The organism is Candidatus Frankia nodulisporulans (assembly GCF_902806475.1).
Lineage (GTDB): Bacteria > Actinomycetota > Actinomycetes > Frankiales > Frankiaceae > Frankia > Frankia umida.
The window spans coordinates 1-10,561 of record NZ_CADCWS010000149.1 but is presented as its reverse complement, the minus strand read 5'-3'; the positions used below and the strand labels follow the sequence as shown (position 1 = coordinate 10,561).

The 10,561-nt window shown below is 70.2% G+C and carries 11 protein-coding genes and 1 pseudogene; 5 read left to right on the top strand and 7 right to left on the bottom strand.

All coding sequences use genetic code 11. The features are described from left to right. The first annotated feature begins 108 nt into the window (after positions 1-108). Complete coding sequence (locus tag G6R24_RS13835) at positions 109-1,335, top strand: amidohydrolase family protein (protein WP_163549663.1); 1,227 nt, start codon at positions 109-111, stop codon at positions 1,333-1,335. Between the two features lie 96 nt (positions 1,336-1,431). Here G6R24_RS13835 and G6R24_RS13830 read toward each other — a convergent pair whose 3' ends face one another. From G6R24_RS13830 to G6R24_RS13820, 3 genes are read right to left on the bottom strand one after another with little or no spacing between them, the layout of a single operon-like run. Further along, positions 1,432-2,313 (bottom strand): TIGR03619 family F420-dependent LLM class oxidoreductase, encoded by an 882-nt coding sequence (locus tag G6R24_RS13830; RefSeq protein WP_163549662.1) that lies wholly within the window; start codon positions 2,311-2,313, stop codon positions 1,432-1,434. Continuing rightward, positions 2,310-3,095 carry an SDR family NAD(P)-dependent oxidoreductase gene (locus tag G6R24_RS13825; RefSeq protein WP_163549661.1) on the bottom strand — a complete coding sequence of 262 codons (786 nt, stop codon included), beginning with the start codon at positions 3,093-3,095 and terminating at the stop codon, positions 2,310-2,312. The genes G6R24_RS13830 and G6R24_RS13825 overlap by 4 nt, the downstream gene beginning before the upstream one ends. Next, the gene (locus G6R24_RS13820) at positions 3,092-3,604 is read right to left on the bottom strand and encodes a nuclear transport factor 2 family protein (protein WP_163549660.1); all 513 of its coding nucleotides are present in this window, start codon (positions 3,602-3,604) and stop codon (positions 3,092-3,094) included. The genes G6R24_RS13825 and G6R24_RS13820 overlap by 4 nt, the downstream gene beginning before the upstream one ends. Before the next feature lie 127 nt (positions 3,605-3,731). Between G6R24_RS13820 and G6R24_RS13815 the strand changes: the two genes are divergently transcribed. Beyond that, a complete protein-coding gene (locus tag G6R24_RS13815; RefSeq protein WP_163549659.1) occupies positions 3,732-4,457 on the top strand; it encodes a hypothetical protein in 726 nt (241 codons plus the stop codon). On the opposite strand, the gene G6R24_RS13810 is transcribed toward G6R24_RS13815, so the two are convergent. Then, positions 4,432-5,073, bottom strand: coding sequence for a TetR/AcrR family transcriptional regulator (locus G6R24_RS13810; RefSeq protein ID WP_225438501.1), 642 nt, complete (start codon positions 5,071-5,073; stop codon positions 4,432-4,434). The two genes, G6R24_RS13815 and G6R24_RS13810, sit on opposite strands and share 26 nt — an antisense overlap. Positions 5,074-5,212: 139 nt before the next feature. Here G6R24_RS13810 and G6R24_RS24160 point away from each other — a divergent pair. The 3 genes and pseudogenes from G6R24_RS24160 to G6R24_RS13795 all read left to right on the top strand — a co-directional run. Then, positions 5,213-5,587 (top strand): annotated as a pseudogene (locus G6R24_RS24160) (toll/interleukin-1 receptor domain-containing protein); the annotation flags it as partial. 76 nt (positions 5,588-5,663) lie between these two features. Further along, the gene (locus G6R24_RS13800; RefSeq protein WP_163549657.1) at positions 5,664-6,566 is read left to right on the top strand and encodes an NB-ARC domain-containing protein; all 903 of its coding nucleotides are present in this window, start codon (positions 5,664-5,666) and stop codon (positions 6,564-6,566) included. A gap of 34 nt (positions 6,567-6,600) precedes the next feature. Beyond that, positions 6,601-6,993, top strand: a complete 393-nt coding sequence (locus G6R24_RS13795; protein WP_163549656.1) for a hypothetical protein — start codon at positions 6,601-6,603, stop codon at positions 6,991-6,993. 67 nt (positions 6,994-7,060) lie between these two features. Here G6R24_RS13795 and G6R24_RS13790 read toward each other — a convergent pair whose 3' ends face one another. The 3 genes from G6R24_RS13790 to G6R24_RS13780 form a co-directional block, all read right to left on the bottom strand. Beyond that, entirely contained in the window at positions 7,061-7,543 is a 483-nt protein-coding gene (locus G6R24_RS13790; RefSeq protein WP_163549655.1) for a hypothetical protein, read from the bottom strand. 125 nt (positions 7,544-7,668) lie between these two features. Next, positions 7,669-8,928, bottom strand: coding sequence for a serine/threonine-protein kinase (locus G6R24_RS13785; RefSeq protein ID WP_163549654.1), 1,260 nt, complete (start codon positions 8,926-8,928; stop codon positions 7,669-7,671). Between the two features lie 170 nt (positions 8,929-9,098). Beyond that, on the bottom strand, positions 9,099-10,561 hold a 1,463-nt coding region (locus G6R24_RS13780; protein WP_225438500.1), incomplete at its 5' end, for a DUF2252 domain-containing protein.

Sequence of the window (10,561 nt, the reverse complement as noted above, 5' to 3'; positions counted from 1 at the left end):
AACCGCAAGCGCCAGCACGACCACAAGCGGCCTCGGCGATATCGCCGACATAGGCGGCACTGACGGCACTGACGGTATCGACAGCACTGACGGAGCAGGGAGACGGGCATGGCGGATGTGACCGATGCGGCCACCGGCGGCTTACGGCTTTTCGACGCGGACAACCACTACTGGGAGACGAGCGACGCCTTCACGCGTTTCCGCGACCCGAAGTTCGCCGATCGCGGCGTCCAGATCAAGGAGATCGACGGCGTACCGCGGTATGTCGTCGACGGCGTGCGGACCGAGTGGCTGCCCGGCCCGGCCGATATGCACCCACGTCCCCTGCCGGGCGCTTTCCTGGACTACTTCCAGGGCGGCACCAGTCGTGATGTCTTCCTGTCCGGATTCACCGAGAAGGCGGCGGACCATCCGGACTGGTTCGAGCGGGACGCCCGGCTGAAGGTGATGGACAGCCAGGGTGTCGACGCCACCTGGGTGTTCCCGTCCCAGGGGGTGGTGCTCGAGCCGCTGCTGCACACCGACACCGAGGCGGCGGTCGAGTGCTACCGCGCCTTCAACCGCTGGATCGACGACCAGTGGGGCTTCGCCTACCAGAACCGGATCTTCGGCGTACCGTTCATCACCCTGTGCGATCCGGAGGAAGCCGCGCGGGAGCTGCGCTGGTGTGCCGAACACGGCGCCCGGGTGGTGAACATCCGGCACGGGGCCGCCGTCACCCGGGCCGGCAACCGGTCGCCGGCCGACCCGATCTTCGACCGTTTCTGGGGCCTGGCCGCGGAGGCCGGCATCGTGGTCGCCAGCCACGACGGCAGCGACGAGACCTACACCCCGTTGAACCAGGTGATGGACGACGTCTGGGGTGAGGCGCACATGGCCGGGATCGCGCCGGGCGACACCAACCGCCTCGGCCAGTCCTCGACCTTCGCCGGGCTCACCAAGCACCGGACGGTGCACGACTTCGCCTATGTGCTCGTCGCCCACCGGCTGTTCGAGCGGTTCCCGAAACTGAGGTTCGCCTACATCGAGAACGGCTGCGCGTGGGTGCCGTCGCTGCTGCTCGCACTCGACTACCTGGGCCACGGCGGCGGTTTCAGCACCAACCCGCGCGACCAGTTCATCGAGCACTGCTGGGTCGCCCCCTTCGTCGAGGAGGACGTCCGCGAACTCGCTCGGCACCTGCCAGTGGAACGCATTCTCTTCGGCTCCGACTGGCCGCACGGCGAGGGATTCCCCGCGCCCAGCGACTTCCTTGCCAACGTCGCCGACTTCAGCGCCGCCGAACAGCAGCGCATCATGTACGACAACGCGCGGGAACTCACCTTCCCGCGCTGACGCGGGTTCCGTCGGGTCGGCGGCCGGCGGACTACAGGCGCATCTCCCGGTGGGGGTGCGCCTGTCGGTGAAACGGGTGGGGCCGGTCGGCGCCGGCTAGGCCGCCGGTGCCGGTGGGTGAATGGCCGCGAGCGCCTCGAGCTGGTCGATGAAGTGCTCCGGGGAGTCGTGGACGACCCGGGCCGAGGCGATCGTCGTGCCGGCCGCGGCCAGGGTGGCGAGCTCCTCGAGGGCCTGGTCCGGCTCCTTGAGCGGGTCAAGGGCCTGGCTCGGCCCGAGCACGACCTCGAAGCCCGCGGGCAGCTCCTCCTGGTCGAGCCACTCCTTGGCCTGGGCCAGGCTGATCCCGAAGGGGGCCCAGGCGTTGGCCAGTGCGAGTGCGCGCCGCAGCGAACGGCGGGTACTCCCACCGATCCACAGCGGCACCTGGTCCTGCACCGCGCAGGGGTCCACGAGGAGCCCGCCGAACGAGTAGTACTCGCCCTCGTAGGCGGGCAGCGGCTGCGACAGCGCGGCGCGCAGTGCCCGCAGCGCGTCGTCGCCGCGGGATCCGCGGTCCTCGAACGGCACGTCGAGAAGGTCGAACTCGGCCTTGAGGGTGCCGACCCCCAGGCCGAGGATGAGCCGCCCGCCGCTGACCGCGTCGAGGGTTCCGTACCGCTTCGCGATCTCCAGCGGATGGTGGTAGCCTAGGACCAGGACCATGGTCGCCAGACGGATCCGGGTGGTCCGCGCGGCGATGTAGCCGAGCGTCGCGAGCGGATCGTAGTAACGCCCGCCGCGACGCACCGCCTCGTCGGCGGGAACGCCGACGTGCTCGCTACAGGTGAGGTGGTGGAAGCCCAACCGGTCCGCGGCTTGGGCTATCCGGGCCACGTCCTCGATCGTGCCGGTCTGCTCCCAGGGGGAGCTGGCTCCCGGCAGCATCGAGACGACCGGGGTGGGGATCGACAGTTTCAGTGCCGTCGCGCCGCTCATCCGACGAAGACGCCGCCGGCGTCCACCGGGATCGACTGTCCGGTGATCGTGCGGGCCTCGTCGCTGGCGAGGAACAGGGCGAAGTTGGCGACGTCCAGCGTGGAGGAGATGTCCCGCAGGGCGGTGCTCGCCAGGGTCTGGGCGCGGCGCTCCTCGTAGGAGATGCCGAGCTCGCCCGCGGTGCGCCGGACCCAGTTTCGGTAGAGCTCGGTGTCGATGCCACCGGGCACCACACAGTTGCAGCGGATGCCGTACTCGCCGACCTCGTTCGCCACCGACTTGGTGAGCGCACGCAGCGCACTCTTGGCGGTCACGTAGTGCGACTTTCGCGGCATCGCCGAGTAACTGGCCGTGGAGGAGAAGTTCAGGATGACGCCGGAACGGCGCTCCAGCATCGACTGCTTCAGCACCTCACGGGTACACAGCATCGCCGCGGTGACGTCGATGGCGATGGTGGCGTTCCAGTTCTCCAGGGTCTGGTCCCAGATGAAGGTGTCCTTGCCGGGCGCGGCCGCGTTGTTACACATGATGTCGACCTGGCCGAACTCCTTCACCGCCCGGGCGACCATGGCGATGACCTCGTCCTCCTTGGTCACGTCGGTGCGGATGCCGATGGCGTCCGGCCCGCAGGCCGCCGCCGCCTCCAGCACCAGCTCCTCGCGCCGGGCGCTGAGCAGGACCTTCGCCCCCTGCTCGACGAACAGCTTCGCCATCACCGGACCGAGCCCTGTGCTCGCACCGGTGATGATCGCAACCTTGCCCTCGAGCCGTCCCCCACTCATCGGGCGTCCACCCCGCGCAGCTCCTTCAGCGTCGCGCCGAACAGTTCACGCCCGGCCGCGGTGTTGTCCAGAAGTCGGTTCGTGCGGCGCTTCACCGCCCAGGACCCGCCCTCGCGGACCAGATCCCAGCGCACGGCGCTCAGGCGCCACAGGTAGAACCGGCCGGACTCCGCGTCCAGCCGAATGATCTGGGAGTAGGTGAGCGCGATCGCCTCGTCACCGTCGAGCTCGATCAGCGGCGGGGTGGCGACGTGGCCGACCCCTTCCTTGGTCAGGGTCTGGTGCGGGTCGGTGAGCAGCATCGCCTCGACACCGGCCTGCCCCACATGCGGGGCGCCGTTCGCGTCCCAGTCGTAGAGGCCGTCCTCCTGCCACACCGACGCGGCCAGCGTGGCCAGGCCCGCGTCCGCCGCCGGACCGTAGGAAAGGATCAGCCGCCGGATCGCCAGCTCGTCCTCGACGGCCCGCAACCGGGCCTCGAGGGCGGCCAGATCATCTGTAGCAACCATATGAATCTCCCATTACCGAGAGTGATCAGACGGATCGGACACCCTTGCTCTACTGTCCGATCCTGCCCCATGATGCCCCTGAAGTGGTGTCCCTGTCAGGCGGCTCCGCGCCGCTGGAGGTGCAACGATGATCAGAGTTCGTAACACGATCTTCAGCCTGACCGGATTGGAGCCTCCCAAGACCGACTACCTGCGGTGGCACCTGCTGGACCACATGCCCGAGCAGTATCAGCTGCCGGGCCTGGTGTACGCACTGCGCTACATCGCGGACGGCGACTACCCGGCCGCGCGCATCGCCGGCGAGGGGCCCCTGGCCGGCATCGGCAACCTGGTCAACTACTTCATCGGCGAACCTGTCGTGCAGAGCCACGAGGAGTTCCTCGAGCTCGGTGTGCGCCTCGCCGAGGCCGGCCGCTTCCCCGAACGGCGGACGCCACTGGGCCTGCGGTCGCTCGCCCTGACCCACTGGTATGCCGCACCGAGCGCCCTGGTGTCCGCCGAAGTGATCCCGATGCGGCCGCACCGCGGGATCGTCCTGATCATCGAGGAACCGACCCAGGACGACGTCTCCCCCTGGCTGAACTGGCTGCACACCGAGCACATCCCCGCGGTGCTCGGCGTGCCCGGTGTGGCCGGCGCATGGCAGTACAGCTCGAGCGCCTACCCGGGACTGCACGAGGCCTACCTCGGCGACCCGCAGCACGCCACCGTCATCTACCTGGACGAGGACCCGCTCGAGACACTCAAGGGGCTGACCCCGCTGCTCGAGCAGCGGTGGGCCTCCGGGCAGGCTCGACCGCTGTTCGCCGGCCCCCTGCGCACCCCGATCAGCTGGGAGGCCTGGCCGCGCTGACGGTGATCAGGGCACGCACCACGTAGTGCTCGACGAACTCGCGTTTGGCGGCGTCCGAACGCTGCGTCCACGGTGGGGCCAGCAGCAGCAGCCCCACCGTGTTCAGCCACCGGCTCGTCTCCCGCAGGTCGAGATCCGCCCGCAGCTGACCCGTTGCCTGCCACCGGGTCAGCAGCGGGCGCAGGTGCTGGTGGTAGGTGTCCACGACGAGCTCGGACTGCACCTCGAGCGAGGTGACGAGCCACCGGCTGTCCGGGGAGAACAACGCCTCGTTGAACGGATTGCCCGGCACCAGACCGTTGAAATGCATGATCAGGTCACTGATCGACCGGGTGGCGTCGTCCGGATGTTCCAGCATCTCGGTGACCCGCCGCATCGCGGCATCGATCCGCTCCAGCAGGACGGCGAGAATGAGCTCGTCGCGTGACCCGAAGTAGCGATAGACCGTCGACCGCACCACCGCGGCCTCTCGGGCCACCTCGTCGACCGTCAGTCTGGCGGCCCCCCGCGCGAGCAGGCACCGACCCGCGGCCGCGACCAGCCGCCGCCGTGCCTCATCATCGTCCACCAGCGCGGTGTCACTACCCCACCGCACCCGGCCACCCGAACCGGCCACGCGGCAAACCCGGCCTTCCTGGTCGTCGGCCACAGCTCCGGCCGGACGCTCCGCCCGGCCCTGCACCAGCTGATCCCGAAAGTCTACCGCCCACCGCCACCACAAGACCGCCCAAGCCACGCATTTCACCACATAACAGATGATCAGTGTAGGTGGTAGTGGCCGAATGTTCTTCGGTTCGTGGCCATGGCCGATGGTGGCTCTCCCGCCGAATATCCGGAATCCCTTCGCTTCCGAGCGACAGTTCGATGTCGCGGAATGGGTTGCCTGGACCCTCGAACAGGAGCACTACCGGGTTCTCATCCAGGCGTGGGATTCGGTGCCGGGAACGGACTGGCCGCGGATGGTCCGGGATGGGGTCAGTCGCGGCCGCCGGCTGCTGGCCGTGGTGACCCCGGCGTATCTGGAGTCGGTAGGGGCGAGCGCGGAATGGCTGGCGGTCTGGGCCGCGGATATGGACGGTGCGGATCGCCGCCTCATTCCGCTGCTCATCGAGGACTGCGCCCCGACCGCCCACCCCCGAATCCGCGGCGCCGGTATCGGCCTCGACGTCGACGTCGACGCGAGCCAGGACGGCCACGGTGTGGAACATGCCGCCGCGACTGCCCCACTTCGTCGGCCGGTCCGACCTGCTCGACGACATGGCTCGACGGCTCGCCGCGAGCGGGCGGGCCGCCGTGTGCGGCGTGCAGGGCCTCGGTGGGGTCGGCAAGACCGCGCTGGCCGTCGAATACGCCCACCAGCACGCGGCGGAATTCGACGCGGTGTGGTGGATTCCCGCCGAGGACCCGGACCTGATCCCCGGGTACATCTCCGCGCTCGGTGTGGCGCTCGGCCTGCCCGACGGGGCCGCGTGGCCCTCGGTCGCGGGAGCGCTGCGCCAGGAACAGCGCCGTTGGCTGCTCGTTCTGGACAACGTCGAGGATCTTGACGTTGTCGGCCCGTTCCAGCCCACGGACGCGTTCGGCCACCTGCTGGTGACGTCCCGGCGCAGCGGCCTGACCAGCTTCGGCCAGGTCGTCGAGGTGGCGGAACTCAGCCGCGACGAGGCGGTGCTCATGCTGTCAGAACGAGTCGTGGGCATGGACCGATCGGTGGCGGACGAGATAGCCCGGCTCCTCGGGGATCTACCCCTGGCGGTGGAACAGGCCATCGGTTTTCTCACCCAGACCGGAACACCGCCGAAAGAATACGCAGGTCTGCTCACCGAACGACTCGCGGACATGCTCAGTCGAGGGTGGGTCGCGAACCGCCCCCAGGTCACTGTGGCCAACCTCTGGGAGCTGTCCCTTACCCGGCTACAGGCCCAGCGGCCGGCGGCCGTGCGCCTCCTGGAACTGTGCGCGTTCTGCGCGCCGGAACCGATCCCCCTCGACCTGTTCAGCCTGTTCACCTCGGATGTGGACGACCTGCCCGCCGGGCCGCTGCGGGACGCCGCCGGCCTGGGCGGAGACGGTCGGCGCCCTGGTCGGGTTCGGGTTGGCCCGCCGTGATGGCCGTGCTGGAGCGGACCTGTCGGTGCACCGGTTGATCTCCGCGGCCGTCCAGTCCGGTGTCAGCGCGACAGACCGAACGGCCACCGCGGTCACGCTGATCAGACTGCTGCGCTCCACATTGCCCGGCGACACGAAGAATCCGCGGAGCTGGCCACGATGGCGGTCGCTGCTACCGCACGTCCGCGCCGTCCTGAACCTGGCCGATCCGGAAACAGGGGAGAACCAGGTCGCACAGGCAACGTTCCGGCTCAACGACCGTATCGGCAGCTATCTCGCCCAGCACGGTCAACTGGCTCCAGCGATCTCCTACCTCGGCCGCGGGCAGACACTGAGCGCATCCATCCTCGGCCCCGACCACACGATCACCAGGACAATCACGAACAATCTTGCCGCAGCGAAAGCAGGCCATGATCGACGTGGCTGATGGGGCAGGGTGCGGCGGCGCCGACCGCGGTGCGTTCCCCTCGCATCGCCCCCATCGGACGACCGGGTCAACGGTGCCGTGACCGGGACCGGATCTGCTCCTCGTAGCGGGAGTACCGGTCGGCCCCACCTCGGCGGCCCTCGAGGAACCGGTTCAGGCGGTCCAACTGGTACGCCGACCTCCCCCGGGTATCCGGCGTCGCCGGGGATCGGATCGACCGCGGATCGGTACGCGCCGTCCCGGCGGCTCCCATGGTGGGCGTGCCGACCGGCGACGTCGCCACGGCGGCCACCGTCGCGGCTCTCGCCCCGGCAGCCGTGGGCCTCACGGCGGTCGCCAGGGCCGGTGCGGTCGATGCGGTCGATGCGGGCGCTGCCGGTGCTGTCCGGGCGTCCTCGCCAGGCGCCGCGTCCGGCATCGTCGGGTCCGGCGTCGCGGTGTCGACCGGCGCGCTGATCTCCGCGGCGGCCGGGCTGTCACGGACGAAACCGCGACCGCTGCCGGGCTCGGAGGTCGCGCCGCCCGCGCCGAGCCGGGGCTGCGTGGGCACCAGGACGGACGGTGGCCCGTCGGCCCGCGCATCGACCGACCTCGACGGCGATGACTCCGGCCGATCGGCACCTAGAGCGACCGGGACCGATGTGGCGACCAGGGCCAGCAGGGCCGCGGAACCCATCAGCACCGCTGCCCGGCGCCGCCGTCCACCCGTCTGGGCCGGGCCGGGACCACTGCGACGTCCACGCCGGCGTACCGACCGGCGCGGCGACCGGCAGCCCCCGCACCCGCGACCGCCAGCTCCTCCACCATCGGCTGCCCGGCCACCGGCCGCCGCGCCACCGGCTGTTCGGCGGCCAGCTGTTCGGCCGCCAGCACGGCGATCAGCTCGAGGCCGCTGTCGTCGGACCCGGGTACCGCGGTCACCTCGGGTGCCTCGGGTGCCTCGGTGGTGATGGCCGCCGGCTGCTCGGCCGCCGACTGTTCGGTCGGGGTGCGCCAGCCGTCCAGCGCACGGGCCACCGCGGGGTCGGAGGCGCCGTCGGTCTCGCCGAGCAGGGCGAGCAGGACCTCGCCGGCGCCGGGACGGTCGTCCGGGTTCGGCTGGAGCGCGCGGCGGACCAGGTCGAGCAGGGCGGGCGGCAGCCCCGGCGCGTCCGCCAGCAGGTCCGCCAGAACCTCGTCGAGCACGTCTGGCGGGCCCTCCGGTGGGACGTCCCCGGAGGGCCGCCGGCCGGTCGCGGCGAAAAGCATGACCGCGGCCCAGGCGAACACGTCGGCCGCCGCTCCGATACGGCCCCCGCGGAACTGTTCCGGTGCCATGTATCCGGGGGTACCGATCAGCCCGGTGTCCTCGTCCGGTGTCGTGGTCGCGCCGAGGGCGTGGGCGATACCGAAATCGATCACGCGCGGCCCGGTGGGGTGAAGCAGGATGTTCGAGGGGGTGAGATCGTGATGGGCGATGCCGGCGGCGTGAATCGCCGTCAACGCCGATGCCATGCCGATAGCGAGCCGTTCCAGGTCGGCGGGTGCCAGCGGGCCGCCGTCGCGCACCGCGGCGGCGAGGGTCGGTCCAGGCACGAACTCGGTGACCAGATAGGGAAACTCCGCGTCCGGACAGACAGCGAGCACCTCGGCCGTGCAGAACCCGGCGACCTGGCGGGCATGCGTCATCTCCTGGCGAAACCGTTCGCGGAACTCCGCGACGTCCGCGTACTCCGGATGGATGACCTTGATGGCCACCGGCCGTCCGGTGGGTGATGCGCCCAGGTAGACCGTGCCCATGCCGCCCTCGCCGAGGCGGCGCAGAACCTGCCAGTCACCCATGGCCGTCGGGTCCGAGGCGTGCAGCGGGGCACCCGGCGGCGTGGTCGCGAGGCCCCCCGGCGGATCGTCGACGCCAGTGATCACGGTGCCCACGTCGGCGATATCGCTCGTCACAGGTGTGATTCTCCCTGGTCAGCGATAGGCCGCGGCGGATGCGTCCCTTCTGGCAACGGAAGCAAATCCACGCCCCAGAAATGGGGCAACCTTGACACCACACCAGCCCGACTCCGTCAAAATCACGGCCACCCGACGGCACCGCCCGGCGAGATACGCGCTGAGATCCCTCACGGGGCGGTGCGGACTCGTCCGGTTCGCACCGCCTGGGTCAATGTGGCGTGGTCGGCCTCGTTCTGGTCGGCGTAGGCCTCGGCGAACCGTGCGATCGCGTGGTCGAATGTCTTTCCGGTGCCAAGGTAGGCGGCGATCGCGATGCGGTCGCCGGAGCGGGCATGAGCACGGGCGAGGGTCGCGGCGCACAACCGTCCGAACTGTGTCATTCCTCGGGGGAACATGTTCTCCGGCACCGCGATGCCCTTCCAGTCCTGCAACTGGCGGACGTAGAAGTCACGCTGCTGATGGTCGAAGCCGTCCACCCGTTGCCAACCGAGAAAGATGTCGCTCGACGCCTGCATACGTCGTTGGCCCGCGACGACTCGTTCGCCCTGGTTGTCGAACGCGCTCGCGGGCAGATGGTCGGCGAGAACCGATGTCTGGGCCTCCTTGAGCTGCAACAGCAGCGGGTCGCCGCCGTCGCGGCCGAGCAGCAGCGCCACCCAGCACCGGGTGCCCACGCTGCCGACGCCGACGACCTTGCGCGCCACGTCGACCAGCCGGTACTGGGCGAGCAGGGAACGCCGATCGACCGACAGGGTGCTGGCATAGCGCTCGATGATGAAACCGAGTGAGGCGATCAGCTGGTCGCGTTCGGCCCCGGCGAGCAGTTCGCCGACCGGGATGAGCAGCGGCGGGTCGCTGTTGAACCGCCGCTGGCCGTCCACCACCTCGGTCAGCTTGGCGAACGCCCGCAACTGGTCCCGGGAACGGGCGTTCGCCGTCGCCTTCGCCAACTGTCTGGACGCCCGCCGCCCCAGCACATCGGCGAATCGCGTGGGCAGGTCGGCGACGTCGATGTGCGTGTACCAGACGTCGAGATTGTTCATCGCCGCCAACCGGTGCATCCAGCTGCGATAGGCCCCGACCGCCGCGGTCACGATCGCGCGCCGCTCGGACGGGCGGAATCCGTTGGCGCGCCCGGCGATGACCAGGCTGGCGGTGAGCCGTTTGAGGTCCCACTCCCAGGGGCCGGGATGGGTCTCGTCGAAATCGTTGATGTCGAACACCAGGCGCCGTTCGGGCGAGGCGAGCAGCCGGAAGTTCAGCAGGTGCGCGTCGCCGCAGAGCTGGACGTCGATACCCGACGTCGGCGTTCCGGCGAGGTCCGCCGCCATGATCGCGGCGGCGCCCCGGTAGAACCGGAACGGCGACTCCAGCATCCGCTGGTAGCGCAGGGGAACGAGATCGGGTAGCCGCGTGTGTGACTGGCCCTCGAGCATGTCGATCGGATCGGCCCGTCTGGACGCCGGTTCGTATTCCGCGTGAGATCCGCGCGGCGCGTTGGCCCGCGCCGCCTTCCCCCGGGCCGCGCGCTCCGCCGGCGTCGGCCAGTCCCGGTCGAGGACCGCCCGGCTGGTCGCCGCCCGGTCGGTCGCTGGCCGGTCGGTCGCTGGCCGGTCGGTCGCTGGCCGGT